Annotated in this window: 11 protein-coding genes, 3 tRNA genes and 1 other RNA gene; 2 read left to right on the top strand and 13 right to left on the bottom strand. The window is 64.0% G+C overall.

The window, feature by feature from the left end; translation table 11 throughout:
* From XcodCFBP4690_RS15605 to kdsB, 10 genes are all read right to left on the bottom strand, one after another.
* Window positions 1-4,562 (bottom strand): non-ribosomal peptide synthetase (locus tag XcodCFBP4690_RS15605; RefSeq protein ID WP_104542218.1); only part of this gene is annotated, 4,562 nt, incomplete at its 3' end.
* An 832-nt stretch (window positions 4,563-5,394) separates the two neighbouring features.
* Window positions 5,395-5,820 carry a hypothetical protein gene (locus tag XcodCFBP4690_RS22480; protein ID WP_146091918.1) on the bottom strand — a complete coding sequence of 142 codons (426 nt, stop codon included), beginning with the start codon at window positions 5,818-5,820 and terminating at the stop codon, window positions 5,395-5,397.
* A gap of 15 nt (window positions 5,821-5,835) precedes the next feature.
* Window positions 5,836-5,911: transfer RNA gene (locus XcodCFBP4690_RS15600), tRNA-Gly, on the bottom strand.
* Between the two features lie 82 nt (window positions 5,912-5,993).
* A tRNA-Cys gene (locus XcodCFBP4690_RS15595) sits at window positions 5,994-6,067 on the bottom strand.
* A gap of 66 nt (window positions 6,068-6,133) precedes the next feature.
* A tRNA-Gly gene (locus XcodCFBP4690_RS15590) sits at window positions 6,134-6,209 on the bottom strand.
* A 36-nt stretch (window positions 6,210-6,245) separates the two neighbouring features.
* Complete coding sequence (gene pgsA, locus XcodCFBP4690_RS15585) at window positions 6,246-6,878, bottom strand: CDP-diacylglycerol--glycerol-3-phosphate 3-phosphatidyltransferase (protein WP_104542216.1); 633 nt, start codon at window positions 6,876-6,878, stop codon at window positions 6,246-6,248.
* Complete coding sequence (gene uvrC / locus XcodCFBP4690_RS15580) at window positions 6,878-8,734, bottom strand: excinuclease ABC subunit UvrC (RefSeq protein WP_104542214.1); 1,857 nt, start codon at window positions 8,732-8,734, stop codon at window positions 6,878-6,880. The genes pgsA and uvrC overlap by 1 nt, the downstream gene beginning before the upstream one ends.
* Window positions 8,731-10,149 (bottom strand): hypothetical protein, encoded by a 1,419-nt coding sequence (locus XcodCFBP4690_RS15575; protein WP_167394656.1) that lies wholly within the window; start codon window positions 10,147-10,149, stop codon window positions 8,731-8,733. The genes uvrC and XcodCFBP4690_RS15575 overlap by 4 nt, the downstream gene beginning before the upstream one ends.
* 23 nt (window positions 10,150-10,172) lie before the next feature.
* Window positions 10,173-10,637, bottom strand: a complete 465-nt coding sequence (locus tag XcodCFBP4690_RS15570; RefSeq protein WP_104542210.1) for a low molecular weight protein-tyrosine-phosphatase — start codon at window positions 10,635-10,637, stop codon at window positions 10,173-10,175.
* On the bottom strand, window positions 10,634-11,395 hold the full coding sequence (gene kdsB / locus XcodCFBP4690_RS15565; RefSeq protein WP_104542208.1) for a 3-deoxy-manno-octulosonate cytidylyltransferase: 762 nt from the start codon (window positions 11,393-11,395) through the stop codon (window positions 10,634-10,636). The genes XcodCFBP4690_RS15570 and kdsB overlap by 4 nt, the downstream gene beginning before the upstream one ends.
* A 157-nt stretch (window positions 11,396-11,552) precedes the next feature.
* Here kdsB and XcodCFBP4690_RS15560 point away from each other — a divergent pair, with 157 nt between their 5' ends.
* Complete coding sequence (locus XcodCFBP4690_RS15560; protein ID WP_104542206.1) at window positions 11,553-13,679, top strand: TonB-dependent siderophore receptor; 2,127 nt, start codon at window positions 11,553-11,555, stop codon at window positions 13,677-13,679.
* A gap of 92 nt (window positions 13,680-13,771) precedes the next feature.
* Window positions 13,772-13,847: non-coding RNA, sX9 sRNA (locus tag XcodCFBP4690_RS15555), on the top strand.
* 140 nt (window positions 13,848-13,987) lie between these two features.
* On the opposite strand, the gene lpxK is transcribed toward XcodCFBP4690_RS15555, so the two are convergent.
* The 3 genes from lpxK to XcodCFBP4690_RS15540 are packed head-to-tail and all read right to left on the bottom strand — an operon-like array spanning window position 13,988 to window position 17,243.
* Complete coding sequence (lpxK, locus tag XcodCFBP4690_RS15550; RefSeq protein WP_104542204.1) at window positions 13,988-15,025, bottom strand: tetraacyldisaccharide 4'-kinase; 1,038 nt, start codon at window positions 15,023-15,025, stop codon at window positions 13,988-13,990.
* Window positions 15,022-16,791 (bottom strand): lipid A export permease/ATP-binding protein MsbA, encoded by a 1,770-nt coding sequence (gene msbA / locus XcodCFBP4690_RS15545; protein WP_104542202.1) that lies wholly within the window; start codon window positions 16,789-16,791, stop codon window positions 15,022-15,024. Before msbA ends, lpxK begins: the two co-directional genes overlap by 4 nt.
* Window positions 16,788-17,243, bottom strand: coding sequence for an ExbD/TolR family protein (locus tag XcodCFBP4690_RS15540; RefSeq protein ID WP_104542200.1), 456 nt, complete (start codon window positions 17,241-17,243; stop codon window positions 16,788-16,790). Before XcodCFBP4690_RS15540 ends, msbA begins: the two co-directional genes overlap by 4 nt.
* Window position 17,244: the final 1 nt, after the last annotated feature.

Here is a 17,244-nt window from a genome sequence, read left to right as displayed (position 1 = left end):
AACTGGCTTAACGGAAGCTCCGGGGCCTGCTCCAGGGCCTCCACCAGGTGCGCCAGCGCGCTCTGCATGTAAGTGCACAGGCGCTGTGCATCAAAGGCCTCAGCAGCCAGCAGGGTCAACTGCGACCCATCGCCCATGTCGTCCACCGACAGGCTCAAGGGATACGTACTCCGCTCCTGCCCGCCCAGGATGTCGATCCCCGGCCAGGCATTGCGTACCGTGCCATAAAGCTGCTCCCTACGCGTCCTGCGGTAGTTCAACAACGCATTGAACAAGGGGCGCGGCGCCGCAACGCCGCTGCAACGTTGGGCCACTGCCAGCGATGCATGCTCATGCGACAGCAGGCCTGTCAGCCATGTATTGGTTTGCTTGACAGCCGCATGTACGCTCGCACTCCCCACATCGACCCGTATCGGCAGCGTGTTGATGAACATCCCAAGCGCCCGCTCCATATCGCGGCCCCGGGTTCTGCCGAGCAGCACTGTGCCAAAAACCACCTGCTGCTGTGCAGACATCGCTGCAAGCACCTGCGCCCAGGCAACGTGATAAAGGCTGGCGGCGCCTACGCCTAGTTGCCTTGCCTTCATGCGCAGTCGTCGATCCAGCCCCGCACTCAATGACTGGACTACCGTACGCGTGGTGGAGTGACCGGGCTCGAGCTGCTCGAGCCCCAGCAGCAACGTCGGTTCGCTGATGTCGCCCAACATCTCGGTGAAAAAGCTGCTGTGCTCCTGAGACTGCTGACTCGAGCGCGCCTGCATCGTGTATTCACGATATGGAAAAAGAGGCGGCAATCCAAGATCGTCTCCCTGCATCCGGCAGCCCAGTTCCTGCAGCAAGCCTCCCAGCGACGCGGCATCACCAATCAGATGGTGGAACACCAGCACGCCAACCCAGCGCCCACCGACACCGTCATAGGCGTACCCGATACGCAAGAGCGGCGCCTTGCCCAAATCGAGAGGGTATTTATCCGGGCTCATCCGCTCCTTCAGCTGTTGCAATACATCGCCGTGCGTTGCATCCAGCTCCATTTCCAACAACGGAACCGTGGCGTTTCGCCAGACCACCTGCACTGGCGCATCGAGACATTCCCAAACGATAGCGGTGCGCAAGATATCGTGCCGTGCCACCACCTGCTGCAAGGCATCTGCAAATGCTTCAAGACGCGCCCGATCGGCAAACGTGAAACTGGCATATTGCAGATAGGGATCGCCCTGGCTTGCGGACAGATGGTGATAGACGATGCCCTCCTGCAATGGCGCCAACGGATAGATGTCCTGCACATTGCGCGCACCGCCTGGCACTGTTCGGACGATACGATCGATAGACTCCTGGCTTAGCTCAAGCAACGACAACAGTTCGGGCACGATGCGATCGCACTCTGCCGGAATCCGGTTTTCCGGCACGGCGATGTCATTGTTGACGCCAATCGTTGCTGCCATCGCCATCAGGGTCGGTTGGCTCAGCAGCGCTTTGACCTCGGCACTCAGTCCGCGCCGACGCATCCGCTCCAGCAATGCGACAACCAGTAACGAATGACCGCCCAGCTCAAAGAAGTGATCGTGGCGTCCCACTCGATCGACCTTGAGGACCTCCCTCCACACCTCGGCCAATACCTCCTCCATCTGCCCCTCGGGTGCCGCGTACCGGTCTTGCACCTGGGACGGTGCCTGCGGTTCCGGCAAGGCTTTCTGATCCAGCTTTCCGTTGGGAGTGAGCGGCAACGCATCCATCTGAACATACAACGCTGGCACCATGTAGCCTGGCAGCTGCAGCTGCAGGTAAGACCGTAATTGTTCCGACCCAACCTCGCACCCTTCGACCGGTACGTAATACGCCACCAACGCGTTCTGCCCGTTTGCGTCGGCACGGGCGACCACGGTCGCCTCATGGATATGCGGATGCTCCAGCAATCTGGAGGCAATCTCGGCGGGCTCGATGCGGACGCCGCGAATCTTGATCTGGTCGTCGTTGCGACCCAGGTAGTCCAGCCGGCCGTCCGGCAACCACCGGGCAAGGTCTCCGGTGCGGTACATCCGTGAGCCAGGACTGCCGTCGAAAGGATCGACGACAAAGCGTTGTTCGGTCAGTGCAGCACGATCGAGATAACCGCGTGTGACCTGGGCACCGGCGATGTAAAGCTCGCCTGCCACGCCGATCGGCACCCGCCGTCCATGCATATCCAGAACATAGGCATGCATGTTTGCGATCGGCCGCCCGATCGGCACGCTGGACAGGGTCGTGTTCTCCCATCCAATGGGAACCTCATAGACGATACACCCCACCACCGTCTCGGTGGGGCCGTACTCATTGACCAGCCGGACGTCAGGCGCAAGCGCGCGCAGATGCCTGACGGTCGCGGTCGACAGCGCCTCGCCACCGACGACGAATAGTGCTGCTGCAGGCCTTGCGCCGCTTGCGGCGAGCTGTTGCGTCAGTACGTCCAGATGAGACGGCGTGATCTTGACAAGGCCCAGCGGCGTGTCCGAGCTCAGACGTTGCAGCAAGCCATCGATCTCGTCGTATTCCGGCAGCAGTTCGGTGGTGCCACCACACAGGAGCGGCAGATACAGGCTGGTCACCGTGGCGTCGAAGGATAACGAAGACGACACCAATGCACCTTGGTGCGGCTTGTAGTATTCCAGGGCCCAGTGCAGGTAGCTCACCAGCGCTGCGTGCGGCACCATCACACCCTTGGGCCGACCGCTCGAACCTGACGTATAAATCACATAGGCCAAATGCGATGTATTCAGGCCGTCAACCGCCGGGTCAAGGGATGATGCCGATCGCCAGATAGGAACATCCAGATCGACCCGCGGGAGATCGGCATCGGCAAAGAGTGCGGACGTTGCGCCGTGCAGCAACACCGCACGAGGCGAGCTATCGAGCAGCATGTACGCCAGGCGCTCTGCCGGGTATCGCGGATCGAGTGGCACGTACGCGCCTCCGGCTTTCAATATCGCAAGCAGGGCCACGACAAGGTCCACACTGCGTTCCATGCAGATTGCCACCCGCTCGTCGGGCTGCAGCCCCATCTCGATCAAATAGCGCGCGAGCTGATTGGCCTGCGCGTTGAGTTGGGCGTAGGTCAGCTGCCGGTTTGCGCAGATCACCGCAACTGCGTCCGGAGTGCGAGCGGCCTGTGCCTGGAACAACGCCTGCAGCGTGCTATCGGGCACGGCGGTCTGCTCACCGTGGCTCCATCGCTCTATCGTTGCCAGCTCATCCGGGAGCGGCACTTCGAAGTCCTGCAGACGCCGCTCCGGATGGGCGACTGCCTGCTCCATCAACTGGATCAAGCGCTCGGTCAGCAGCGTGATCTCGTCCGACTCGAAATAAGCCTTGTTGTAAATCGCGTGGAACCAGGCGACCTCATCGTTCGCGTTACTTCTCACATACATCAACAGCGGGTTGTATTCCTGATTGTTGGAGCATTTGATGAAGCTCGAATGCGCGCTGCCGAAGCGGTACTCATGCTCGCCTTGTTCGAAAGAGAACACCACGTCGAACAGGCGGGTGGCGCCACTCTTCAACATTCCACACGCACGTCCAATCTCGCTGACCGGAAAGCTCTGGTGACGATAGTCCCTGCGTAGCTCCTTGGCCAGGGCGGACACTACTTCGAGAAACGTCGATTCCGGGCTGTAGCGCATCCGCACTGGCGTGACCTGCGCAAACATGCCGATACACCCCTTGAACTGGTGGCCCGATCGATTGAGGATCGGCACCCCCACCGCGACATCGTCGCGCTGCACTGTCCGCGAAAAATAGATGTACAACGCAGCCAGACTGACTTGAAAGGCAGAGACGCCGTATGTCTCGGCAAAGGCCGTCATCCGATTCAGAAGCCCGGCCGGGAACTCACGCATGAAATTGACGCTGCGATCAGCGTCGACTGCATTGGCCAGCTGAGGCCGTGGCGAGAATATCGGCTCCGGAAGCGTGGCGTACTTTTCCAGCCAGTACTCACGATCCTTTTCGTAGCGCACCGACTGCTGATAACTCAAATCCTGATCGATGAAATCCAGATACGACCTGACCTCGACCCGCGAGATGCGGCCAGCCCGTAGATCGTTGTAGACCCGGCTCAAGGTCTGGATCGTCAGGTACATTGACCAACCATCCAGAAGGATGTGGTGAGCTGTTACGACAAGCCGCCATCGTCCGGTCGCGACGCGACATAGCGCGAGCCGCCACAGCGGAGTCCCATCGAACTCAAACGGCGTCTCCATCTGCTCCTGAACCCATGCGTCTCGCCAGTGCTCAGGGTTTGGCCAACGCGAGGCATCCGCGACCGAAACCGGCATTTCCATCTGACTGGAGAACGCCTGTAGGGGAATCCCATCGCTATCCACGTCCGACAAAATGCAAGTGCGCAACACTTCGCATTGATCGACCGTCGATTGCGCGGCCCGGCGAAAAAGACCGATGTCGATATCGTGATCGATATCAAGATAGCCACCGATGATCGAAGAAATTGAATGGCCGAGCATCAGCTGCTCCAGCCAAATCTCTCGCTGCGGACTGCTGAGCGGGAACCCGGATTGCTCATTCGTTTGCATAACATTTTCCTGTCACAAGGCATGGTCGCAGAGCAGCCCGCGCGCGATAAACCCTTGCACGGTCGCCGGTTCAATCAACGATATGGAGCAGAAGCAGGTTGCAGCCGAACTAACGCTACCGATCTGACTGCGTGGTAAAAGCGTGCACAGCGACAGAACCTTGCAGCGCAGCCGAACGGGCAAGGATCCTGCTTTGGATTTTTTACTTATTTGTTAGCTGGCTGGATCACAACGACTTTCGAGTGATTATGTTTGCGTCGTGCCCGGCTGACTGCTTAGGACATTGCTGGTCAAGCCCAAAGCGCATACAGCGCTGGCTCTTTTCGACTTCTTGGTTCAGACCCTCCCAGGCTCGCTCCGTAACGTCATTCATAGCATTGTTATGGCTACATCTACGTTGCGAGCACCACCATCACCCAAGTTATTTCTTATTGAGTCATCGCGGGTAGCCACGACCTTCAATCGATGGGCGAAGATTATCTTCCTGTTCGATGAATCTGCGCGACGAAACACAAATACAGGGTGATAATCATCACAATGAATTTTCACAATAAAAATGAAATAGATAGATTCAAACGAGAAATAAATCTAATCGTATAAACATAGCAGGCGATACCTGCTGAGCATCCTTGAAATTCCGGAAAATCGGCCGACGAGAGCAACGCTGGGACATCAGCCTTTCTCGACTGGCTAGCCTTGGATAGCGCACAGCATCTGGATCGTGGCGGCCTTGCACGGAGCAAGCGCATGCAGCACGGCGTCTTGACGACCTGCCAGGCCAGCACCGGCGACGCCGTAAACACCACCGTCTCTCCCGCTGTCGGCGAACGACTCAGTGCGCGACTTGCTCGTGGCCGTCGCTGGGATGCCTGCGTCGACTCGACTGGTCGCGCTCAACAGCTGCTACAGCATCGATCCGGGGGAGCCTCGACGCAAACAAGCCGAGTCGCGCTGGCTGATGACTTCGCGCAATCGCAGCAGATCTGCGCAGCACATCGAGCGCACGTCGCCAGGACAGGATCTGGTTGCCAGATCTGCCGCGTGCAACGGCCAGCACGCCGGCCAGCACAATCGTCTGCCGAGGTTTGCATTCGACTCTGCCGCAGCTCAGGGCGATGAGACGACTCTGCCCCGCCTGCATGGGGTACGGGAGCGTCAGCAGATGCGAGGATGCTGCGAGCGGAATCGCCATGCCGCATTTTGCGTAGGCAACAAAAAAGGGCTTTGCGGCCCTTTCGGTGATCGTCTGATCTTGCAACCGGACGTTCTGGTTTGGAGCGGGAAACGAGACTCGAACTCGCGACCTCAACCTTGGCAAGGTTGCGCTCTACCAACTGAGCTATTCCCGCGTGGAGCAAAATTGTACAGCTTGTCACTTCGTTGCGCTAGCCCTGGCATCGTTGCCGATGCGAAAACACCGCGCATGCGATGTGGAGGCCTGGGCCGGAATTGAACCGGCGTACGCGGATTTGCAGTCCGCTGCATAACCACTCTACCACCAGGCCGAACATCTCACCCAAGGCATCCTGCCTTGAAACAACGAGACCCCGACACGGGGCCTTGTCTAACACTGGAGCGGGAAACGAGACTCGAACTCGCGACCTCAACCTTGGCAAGGTTGCGCTCTACCAACTGAGCTATTCCCGCTTGGGAGGCGAAATTCTACAGCGAACAGCATGGGTGTCAACTGTTGCTTTCGATTTTCTTCGACTTGTTGCTGATCGCCGCTTTTTCGTCGGCGCGCAGGCTTGGCCACGCCGCCTGCAGGTACTGGAATCCCGACCACAGCGTCAGCAGCGCGGCGATCGCCAGCGTCCAGTAACCGGCACGGAAGATCAGGCTGCCCAGCCAGATTTCGTGCGTGGGCATCTGCCCCGGCGTGACCGAATACAGCAGGCAGAGCAAGGCCACCATCTGCGCGGTGGTCTTGACCTTGCCGATCACCGCCACGCGCACCTTGGCACGCTGCCCGATCTCGGCCATCCATTCGCGCAGCGCGGAGACGGCGATTTCGCGCCCGACGATGACCGCCGCCCAGAACGCCATCCACGGTGTGGGATGGCCCTGCACGATCAGGAACAGCGCCACGGCCACCATCAGCTTGTCGGCCACCGGATCGAGGAAGGCGCCGAACGCAGAGTACTGGTGATAGCGACGCGCGACCCAGCCATCCAGCCAGTCGGTGATGGCGGCCAGCGCGAAGACGCCGGCGGATGCGAAATTCGTCCAGGTGTACGGCAGGTAGAACACCACGACCAACACCGGGATCATCACGATCCTCAGCAGTGTCAGCCACGTGGGGATGGTCAACTTCATTACGGGCTCGACTCGCCTGGCGCATCGGGAAGCGCCAGCCCGTGCAGGTTAGCGTAGATTCGCGCGGCGAGTGCGGCATTGACCCCATCCACGCGCGCGATCTCGGCTTCGCCGGCGGCCTTGAGACCGACCAGACCACCGAAATGCTTGAGCAGGCTGGCCCGGCGCCGTGGCCCGATGCCGGGGATATCCTCGAGCTTGCTGGTCATGCGCGCCTTCTGGCGACGCCCGCGGTGCCCGGTGATCGCAAAGCGGTGCGCTTCGTCACGCACCTGCTGGATGAATTGCAGCGCCGGCGATGCGGCGCCCGGGCGAAGCTCGCGTCCGTCGGCCATGATCAGCGCCTCGTGCCCTGCCCTGCGCTCCTCGCCCTTGGCCACGCCGACCAGCAGCAAGTTCTCCACGCCCAGGTCGGCCAGCGCGGCCTGCGCCTGCGCCAGCTGGCCGGCGCCGCCGTCGATCAGCAACACGTCGGGCAGCACGCCGTTTTCTTCCACCGCGCGGCGGAAGCGGCGTTCGATCGCCTGGCGCATGGCCGCGTAATCGTCGCCCGGGGTGATGCCGGAAATATTGAAGCGCCGGTATTGCCCACGCACCGGACCGCTGGCGTCGAAGACCACGCACGAGGCCACCGTGGCTTCGCCCATGGTGTGGCTGATGTCGAAGCATTCCACGCGCTTGACCGGCTCGGCCAGGCCAAGCATTTCGCGCAAGGCCTCGCTACGCGCGTGCTGCGCGCTCTGGCTGGTGAGTTCGGTGACCAGGGTCAGCTGCGCGTTGCGCGTGGCCAGCAGCAGATAGCCGGCGCGCTCGCCGCGCACGTTCCACTTCAGGGCCACCTTGTGCTCGGCAGCGGCGCTGAGTGCGGCTTCGATCAACTCGGCATCGGGAATTTCGCGATCCAGCAATATCTCGCGTGGCGGCGAATGTTCGGCGTAGTACTGCGAGACGAATGCAGCCAGGATCTCGTCGGCGCTGTCCTCGCCGTTGGTCTTGGGGAAGAACGAGCGCGTGCCCAGGTTGCGGCCGTCCCGGAAACTGAGCAGCAGCACGCAGGCCTGGCTGGATTGCGTGGCGCAGGCCAGCACGTCCAGATCGGCGGCGCGGCCGTCGACGTACTGGCGGTTCTGCATGCTGCGCAACGAGGACAACAGATCGCGCAGGCGGGCGGCACGCTCGAATTCGAGCGCCTCGCTGGCCTGCTGCATCGACTGCATGATCTCCTCGCCGAGCTGGTCGCTCTTGCCTTCGAGGAACATCGTGGCGCGACGCACCGATTCGGCGTAGTCGGGCGCCGCGACCAGGTCCACGCACGGACCGCTGCAGCGGCCGATCTGGTACTGCAGGCAGGGCCGCGAGCGATTGCGGAACACGCTGTCTTCGCAGCTGCGCAGCTTGAACAGCTTGTGCATCAGGCTCAGCGTTTCGCGCACGCCGGTCACGCCCGTATACGGGCCGAAATAGCGCCCCTGCACCGCACGTGGGCCGCGGTGCAGCGCGATCCGCGGCCAGTCCTCGCGCGTCAGCAATACATAGGGATAGCTCTTGTCGTCACGCAAGGACACGTTGTAGCGCGGCGACAGCGACTTGATCAGCTGGTTTTCCAGTAGCAGCGCCTCGGCTTCGCTGCGGGTCACGGTGACGTCCATGCGCGCGACCTGCGACAGCATCGAGGTCAGCCGTGCATTCTTCGGCGTGCCGTTGAAATAGCTGCCCACGCGCTTGCGCAGGGCGCCGGCCTTGCCGACGTACAGCAGCGTGTCGTCGGCCGCGTACATGCGGTACACGCCGGGCGCGGTACTCAGTTGCGCCGCAAACGCCTTCCCATCGAAATCGACTTTGGGCCTTGCGTTCATTCGTCTATCGCAACATCGCTCAATGCGCCGCTGGCCAGGTCGTAGCGCAGGACGGCGTGGGCGTCGGTTTCGGCAATCCACACTGCGCCCGCCGCGACCGCCAGCCCGGCCGGGCCATGCAGCCGCCGTGGCAGCTCTACCGTGGTCAGTTCGCCGCCACCCAGGCGCAGGCAACGCAGGCGGCCATTGCCGGTATCGGCAATCCATAGCAACGGCGAATCGGCTGCCAGCGCGATGGCCTGCGGAAACTGCAGCTGCGCGGTGCCGCGCGGGCCATCCTGATCGCCGAACTGCCAGATGCCCTGCCCGCCGACCAGGGTCTGCACCAGATCGCCACGCAGCTGCATGGTGCGGATCGACGAGCCCAGCCCGTCGCAGACGTAGGCCACCTGCTGGACCGCAGCCAGGCCTGCCGGCTGCGCGAACGCTGCCAGATGCCCGCTGCCGTCACGCAATTCAAGCGCGCCGGTGCCGGCGCGTGCGCTCAGCGCCGCACGCCCCAGGTGATAACTCCAGATGCGATTGTCGCCGGCCATGGCGATCAAGACCTGGTTGTCGGCCACCGCCAGCCCTTGCGGGTAATTGAGTGCGGACGCGCCGGCGAAGGCCAGCGGACCTTCCACCGGATCGCCTGCGCGACCCGTGCCGCACAAGGTGTCTACTTGCCCGCTGCCCAGGTTGATGCGGCGCAGTGCATGGTTGCCGGTGTCGGCGACGTACAACTGATCCCGCTCCAGCGCCAGGCCCTGCGGGCGGCGGAAGGCGGCTTCGCCGATGCGGCCGTCGATGAGATCGGCATTGCCGTGTCCGAACTGCCGCAAGACACGTCCGCTGTGCGTGCATTCGAGCACACGATGGTGCCCGGTGTCGGCGACGTACAGCCGGTCTTCGGTGGCGGCCAACCCGGTCGGAAACCGCAGTGCCAGCCGCGGCTCGGGGTCGCGCTCCGGCACGCCCTGCAGGTCGGCGTCGGACGGTTGCTGCTGGCCTTCGCACAGGGCGGCCAAGGCTTTGTCCAGATCGCCGGTGACGCCGACCAGCCGCTGGCGCTCGCGGCCATGCGCATCCAGCAACACCAGCGTCGGCCAGGATTCGATGCCGAACCGGCGCCAGGTTTCCCACTGGTTGTCGAGCAGGATCGGCGCGCTGACGCCGTGCCCGCGCAGTTGCTTGAGCGAGCGCTGCGGCAGGCGTTCGCTGTCGAAGCGCGGCACCTGCACCACGATCACCTGCAGGCGCCCGGGGCTGCGCGCCTGCCACTGCGCCAGCTCGGCCAGGCGCTCGGCGCACCACACCGAGCTGGCGTTGACGAACGCCAGCACCAGCGCACGGCCGCGATGCTCCTGCAAGGTGGAGGGCCTGGCGTTGAGCCAGGTAGGAAATTCCGGCAGTTCCTGGGTGAGCTGGGCAGTCATGCAGTGATTATGCCCAAGCGTGATTAGTCGCGGGTGAGTCTGGCCACGGTCTGGCGCGCGGCGGTATCGACCAGCTGCCAGACATCCTCGAAATCCTGGCTGCCGCCGGTGTACGGGTCGGGGATGTCGTCACGTGCGCCCACCCCGGCCCATGGCAACCACAGCGCGACCTTGCCGCGCAGCGGCGCCGGTGCCAGCCGCTGCAGATCGCGCAGGTTGCCGGTATCTGCGCACAGCAGCCAATCGAAATGCTCGAAGTCTTCGCGCAGCACCTGCCGCGCGCGCAGGCCGGAGATATCGACAGCGTGGCCACGCGCGCAGCGGATGGCGCGCGGGTCCGGCGGCTCGCCGGCATGCCAGCCGCCGGTACCGGCCGAGTCGACCTGGATACGCCGCGACAATCGGGCCTCATCCAGTCGCGCGCGCAAGGCGCCCTCGCCCATCGGCGAGCGGCAGATATTGCCCAGACAGACGATCAGCAGCTTCACGCCGACGCCACCTGCGCCTGTGCGCGCGCCAGATCGTCCGGCGTATCGATACCGGGCGGAAACTGCTCCGGCGTCAGTGCCACCGCGATGCGATGGCCGGCTTCCAGGGCGCGCAGCTGTTCTAGCGATTCGATACGCTCCAGCAGACCCGGCGGCATCGCCGCAAAGCGCTGCAGGAAGCCGGCGCGATAGGCGTAGATACCGATGTGGCGCAACCACTGGCCGTCGTCCGGCAGGCGCTCGCGCTGGCTGGCGAAGCTGTCGCGATGCCAGGGGATGGGCGCGCGACTGAAATACAGCGCATCGCCACCAGCAGTGCGGACCAGTTTCACCACATTGGGATCGAACAGCTCGTGCGCGCTGTCGACCTGCGCCGCCAGCGTGGCCATGTCGGCGCCGGACTGCAGCAGCAGCTCGGCCACCGCGCGAATACCGGCCGCCGGCGCGAACGGTTCGTCGCCCTGCAGGTTGACCACGCAGGTGTCCGCATCCCAGCCGGCAATGCGTGCGCATTCGGCCAGACGGTCGGTACCGGAGACATGCGCCTGGCCGGTCATGGCGACGTGCACGCCAGGCAGCCCGTCGATCGCCTCGGCGATACGGGCATCGTCGGTGGCTACCCAGACCTGACCGGCGCCGGCCCGCAATGCGCGCTCGGCCACGTGACGGATCATCGGGCGATCGCCGATGAGACGCAGCGGCTTGCCCGGCAGCCGCGTGGAGGCGTAACGCGCGGGCACGGCCACCACGAACGGCATCGCGATGCCTGCTGCGTCCTGCGCCGCCGTAGGGCTGGAAGAGTCTGTTTGCACTTTTGGCTCGCTTTGTTGAGAATAATTCGTATTCGCCAGACCGGCCGGACCGTCTCACCGCCTCGGTTGCCGCAGCGACCACTCCATCAGTGTAACGATCCTCATGACTCCCGATTCCGCCGCCACACGCCGCCACCCGGCCCTGCGCCCCTTGTCCGTGGCACTGCTCTCGGTGCTGGCCAGCCCTTCCCTGGCACTGGCCGAGGACGCTGCCGAGCGCGCCCGCACGCTCGATACCGTCGAGGTGCAGGCCGAGCGCACCGATGGCTATACCCTCCGCAAGACCGACAGCGCCACCCGGCTGGCACTCACGCCGCTGGAGACCCCGCAGTCGGTGAGCACCATCTCGCGTCAACAGATGGACGATTTCGCGCTCAACAACGCCAATGACGTGCTTGCGCTGGCCGCTGGCGTCAATGTCGAACGGGTCGAAACCGATCGTACTTATTACACCGCGCGCGGCTTCGACATTCTCAATTTCCAGGTCGATGGCCTGGGGCTGCCGTTCACCAACGGACTGGCCGACGGCGATGTGGACACCGCGATCTATCAGCGCATCGATGTGCTGCGCGGTGCCAACGGCCTGCTGTCGTCCACCGGCAACCCATCGGCGACGGTCAATTTCGTGCGCAAGCGCCCCACCGATGCGCTGGCCGGCGCGGTGACGCTCAGTGGCGGCTCCTGGTCCAATTACCGCGTGGACGCCGATGTCTCCGGCTCGCTCAACCAGTCCGGCAGCGTGCGCGGGCGCGCCGTGGGCGCCTGGCAGGAAGGCGACAGCTATCTGGACCGCTATTCGATCGACAAGAAGGTCTTCTACGGCGTGCTGGAGGCGGACCTGACCGATAGCACGCTGCTGACGGTGGGCGCCAGCTACCAGGACAATGCACCACAGGGCGGCATGTGGGGCGCGCTGCCGCTGTACTACAGCGACGGCACCCAGGCACGCTACGGTCGCTCGACCAGCACTTCCACCGACTGGAGCCACTGGGGCAGCACCGACAAGCGCGTTTTCCTGGAACTGCAGCAGGCGCTCGGCGGCGACTGGTCGCTGAAGGGATCGTTGAACTATCGCCGCTTCGAGACCGAGGGTGACCTGTTCTATGTCTACGGCCAACCCGACCGCCTGACCGGCCTTGGCCTGTTCGCCTATCCTTCGTACTACGAGAGCAGCGAGTCGCAGAAGTTCGCCGATGTCTATGTCTCCGGAACCTTCGCGCTTGGGGGCAGACGCCACGACCTGGTGGCTGGCGTGAACTGGGGCACGCTCGACACAGAGCAGTTGTCGCTGTACGGACGCGGCATCGGCAACGCGCTGCCGCGCCTGGAAGACTGGACCGGCAGTTATCCAAAGCCGCCGTTCGACGCAGGGACCGACGGCGCTGCTTTCGATATGACACGGCGCACAGCCTATGTCACTGCGCGCTGGAGTCTGGGCGATCGACTGAAGGTGATCACCGGCGTCAACCAAACCCAGGTGGAGAGCAACGGCACCAACTACGGCCTGCAGCACCGCTACGACAGCAACCAGACCCTCCCCTTCGTGGGCGCGGTCTACGCCTTCGATCCGAATTACGCGCTGTACGCCAGCTATGCGGAGATCTTCAATCCGCAGACCGAGTTGGATCGCAATCTGAACGTGCTCGATCCCATCACTGGCAACAACGCCGAACTGGGCATCAAGGGGCAATGGCTGGACGGCCGCATCAACGCGGCATTCGCCCTGTTCCGCGCCAAGCAGGACAACACCGCAGAGAGCGATGGCAACGTAGGGGCATTGCTGGTCTATCGGGGCATCGACGCCACCTCCACCGGCTACGAAGCCGAGGTGGCCGGGCAACTGGGCGACTCCTGGCAGTTGAGCGCCAGCTACACGCAACTGAGCCTTGAGGGCGATAACGGCGAAAACGTGCGCACCTACGTGCCGCGGCGGATGGCCAAGCTTGCGACCACCTACCGTGTTCCAGGGCTCGAACAACTCAAGCTGGGCGCCAACGTGCGCTGGCAGGAAGCCATCACGCGCGTGCAGGACAGCGGCCCTGGCATCATCCGGCAGCCGAGCTATGCGCTGGTCGGGGTCATGGCCAACTACGAGATCACCCCGCAGTTCAGCGCGACGCTCAATATCAACAACCTCACCGATCGCACCTACATCAACAGCCTGTATTGGGACCAGGGCTATGCGGGTCCGGGCCGCAACTGGTGGCTGTCGCTGAATTACCGCTTCTGACCGGCCGCGCATGCTGCCAATCCAACACTAAGAGCAGCTAGCAAAACGACTGCGCGGCCGCCAGGCGGGCGCGGTCGGTGCTCGGAATCGGCATGTACCACTCGTACACTGCGGTTCCTCCGCGCCGTCCGCACCCACCTGACGACCGCTCGCTACGTTTTGTTAGCCGCTCTAAAAAGGCGCCCTACGGGCGCCTGCTTGTTTCCTGATCGCCTTGCGGTGTTGCGGTCGCACCCGCGCCCCTGCCGGGGTGCCGTCTGCCGTGACATATGGAAACAGCGCGGCCCGGCGCGATGCCAGGGCGCCTGTCAGTCGCGACCACGACTGGCCAGCCTGTCCAGACGGTCCAGCAGGCTCACCCAGAACGCGGCAGGCAGCTCGGCCTTGAGCGGTACGCTGTACAGCCACTCGTCGGCGAATGGCCGGCATTTCACCGCGTCCTTTTCGGTCATCAACACCGGCAGGCGGCTACCGAAGCTGAAATCCGCTGCCGTATAGACATGATGGTCGGGAAATGCATGCGGGACGACTCCGATGCCGCGTGCGCGCAGCATGGCGAAGAAGCGTTCCGGATTGGCGATACCGGCAACCGCATGCACGCGCTGACCGGCCAGCATGCTCAATGGCTGCGCCCGTTTGCCGTCCATTGGCTGCACGCTGTCGATGCTCAGCCGCATCTGCCATTCGCCGAATCCGGCATCGGCCGGCTCCTGCGGCGCGGCAGCGGCGCTGGCCTGACCGAGATTGATCACGCGGAAGTCGCACTCCTGCGCGCGTGCGGCCGGTTCGCGCAGTGGCCCGGCGGGCAGCAGGCGGCCATTGCCATAGCGGCGCTTACCATCGACTACTTCGATTTCCACGTCGCGGGCCAGCCGGTAGTGCTGCAGCCCGTCATCGCAGACGATGATGTCGCAGCCCGCATCGACCAGGGCCCGGGCAGCCGCCACCCGGTCGCCGTCCACGCGTACGCGTGCTCCGGTCTTCCAGGCAATCAACACCGGTTCGTCGCCCCCCAGTGCCACTGGCGTGTCCGCATCGACCCAGCGGGCGGTGCCGGCGTCGTCGCGGCCATAGCCACGGCTGGCCACGCCAGGAGTCCAGCCGGCCTCCTGCAGCTTGGACACCAGTGCGATGGTCAGCGGCGTCTTGCCGGTACCACCTGCGGTGACATTGCCCACCACGATCACCGGCACCGGCACCCCATGCCGCTTGCGCCAGCCGCGACGGTACAGACCACGCCGTACTGCAATTGCGGCGCCGTAGACCGGCGCCAGCAGGCGCGCCGCCAGCGGAATCGGCGCGTTGTCGTACCAATAGCCCGGCGTGCGGGCGCCGCGCTTGCTCATGCCTGGCGTTCGCGGAACTGCATGCCGTGCAGATGCGAATACAACCCGCCCTGCGCCAGCAATTCGGTGTGGGTGCCGCGCTCGACGATGCGGCCCTGGTCCATCACCAGCACCTGATCGGCATGCTCGATGGTGGACAGGCGGTGCGCGATCACCAGCGTGGTGCGGTCGGGCATGAGCTTGTGCAAGGCGTCCTGCACCAGCCGCTCAGACTCGTTGTCCAGCGCAGCGGTGGCCTCGTCCAGGATCAGGATCGGTGCGTCCTTGAGCATCGCGCGCGCGATGGCCAGGCGCTGGCGCTGGCCGCCGGACAGCCGCCCACCCTTGGCGCCGACATGCGACTGCAGGCCTTCCGGCAACTGCGCGACGAACTCCATGGCATTGGCACCGAGGATGGCGCGTTCCAGTTGCCCGGCATCGGCATTGCGCATTTCGCCATAGGCGACATTGTCGGCAATGCTGCCGTCGAACAGCATCACCTGCTGGCCGACCAGCGCGATCTGGCGACGCAGGTCGGCCAGCGAGTAGGCCTGCACCGGATGCCCGTCGAGCAGGATCTGCCCTGCCTCGGCCTCGTAGAAACGCGGGATCAGCTTGATCAGGCTGGATTTGCCGCTGCCGGAACGGCCGACGATGGCGGTGACCGTGCCGGGCTGGGCGACGAAGCTGACATCGGCCAGGGCCGGGTTCACCTGTTCCGGATAGCGCGCGGTCACGCCGCGAAATTCGATCAGGCCCTTGGCGCGCGTCAAGGGAAGCGTGCCCTGGTCCGGCTCGTCCGGGCTGTCGAGGACCGAGAACAGGCGCTCGGCCGAAGCCAGGCCGCGCTGCACCATGTTCTGCACATTGGTGAGCTGCTTCAGCCCCGGGATGATCGTCAGCATCGAGGTCATCAGCACCACGAAGTCGCCCGCGGTCAGGCGCCCGGCCAGGGCCTGCGCACCGGCCACGAACAGCAACGCCGACAGGCCGATCGCACCGATCATCTGCACCGTGGCGGTGGAAATGCCGCGGGTAGATTCGACCTTCATCGCCAGGCGCAGATTGCGGTCGGCCAGCGCGCCATAGCGCTCCATCTCGGTCTGCTGGGCACCGTAGATCTTGACCTCCTGATGGCTGGACAAGGTCTGGTCGGCCGCCTGCAACAGGTGCGCGCCGCTCTCCTGGATGCTGTGGCTGATGCGCCGATAGCGCCGCGCCACCTTGTCCATCACCCACGCCAGCACAGGTGCCAGCACCACGATGGTGAGCGTGACCTGCCAGCTATGCCACAACATCAGCGCCAAGGCGCCGATCACCTGCAGCGACTGCTGGATCATGACCTTGACCGCGTCCACGGCCGCCTGTGCGACCTGGTCCGAATCCGAGCCCAGACGGATCAGCATCGAGGGCACCGGTTCCGAATCGAACCTCGATCCGGGCAGGCGCAGGTACTTGGACATCACCTTGACGCGCAGATCGCGCGCAATGCTGCGCGCGGACTTGCCCATCGCCATATCGGTGATGTAGCCGGCCACGCCACGCACCACGAACAGCAGGATGATCTGCACCGGCAGCCAGCGGCTGACTTCGGCGTTCTTGTAGATGAAGGTTTCGTCGGTGATCGGCTTCATCAACGCCAGGAAGCCGGTGGTGCCTGCCGCTTCGATCAACGCGGCGACCAACGCGGCGAGCAGCAGCAGCCGATAGGGTTTTGCGAACGCCAACAGGCGACGGTACGTGCGCCAGGACGAGACTGGCGCCGGGCGGTCGTTGGGGGTGGTCACTGGCGGGTTCCGTTCTTGCTGGCGTTGCCGCCGCTGCCGGTCTGCGGCGCGGTGGCGATGGCGATGCGCCGGAAGCCGAGCTGGCCCAGCGCATCCTGCGCGGTGACCACGGCCTGGTACGGCGTACGCGCATCGGCACGCATCAGCACCGTCTGCTCGCGGTCGTCGCCGGCAATCTGGGCGATGGTCTGCTTCAGGGCTTCGACATCCGAGCGCAGCACTTCCTGATCGTTGATGAAGTAGTGCCCGTCGGCATTGACCAACACGCTCAGCGAGCGCGGCGGCGCGCCGGTGTTCTGGTCGCTGGCGGTCGGCAGCTGCAATTGCAGCGTGGAACGTGCGTCGAAGGTCGTGGTCACCACGAAGAAGATGATGAGGACGAGGATGACGTCAATCAATGGCACCAGGTCGATATGCGGCTCGTCCTGGCTTCGGTCGCTGCCGATGCGCATC

Source organism: Xanthomonas codiaei, assembly GCF_002939785.1.
GTDB classification, from domain to species: Bacteria; Pseudomonadota; Gammaproteobacteria; order Xanthomonadales; family Xanthomonadaceae; genus Xanthomonas; species Xanthomonas codiaei.
This window is presented reverse-complemented; position numbering and strand designations above follow the sequence as displayed.